A 414-nucleotide genomic window follows, 5' to 3' on the forward strand; every position below is an offset into this window, starting at 1 on the left:
CAGGAGGTTGGCTTGGTATAACCTATAAATATTGGGCTTTGGCTGTTATTCCCCCGCAAAATAAAGAATAAACAAGCCGTTTTATTTATTTTGATCTTTTGCAAACGCATTATCAGTCTGACTTGCTAGGATCGCTTTTAACGATTGCTCCAAATGAAACAAAAACTATTACAAATCGGCTTTTTGCTGGTGCAAAACAAGTTGAAATTATTAATAACTATCAAAATGATATAAAAATCAAAAAGTTTGCTCTTTTAATTGACTGGGGTTGGTTTGATTTCATCACCAATCCAATGTTTTCTCTCATTGATGTTCTTTATAAACAAACAGGAAATTTTGGTATCGCCATCCTTCTTGTCACGGTGCTCTTAAAAACTCTTCTTTTTCCTCTAGCCAATAAATCTTATAAATCTA

The 414-nt window shown here is 33.1% G+C and carries 1 pseudogene; it reads left to right on the forward strand.

Annotated elements, in window-relative coordinates:
- Positions 1–414 (forward strand): annotated as a pseudogene (gene yidC / locus J7R05_RS08520) (membrane protein insertase YidC); the annotation flags it as partial.

The sequence above is a fragment of the Bartonella capreoli genome, assembly GCF_902813205.1.
GTDB lineage: Bacteria > Pseudomonadota > Alphaproteobacteria > Rhizobiales > Rhizobiaceae > Bartonella > Bartonella schoenbuchensis.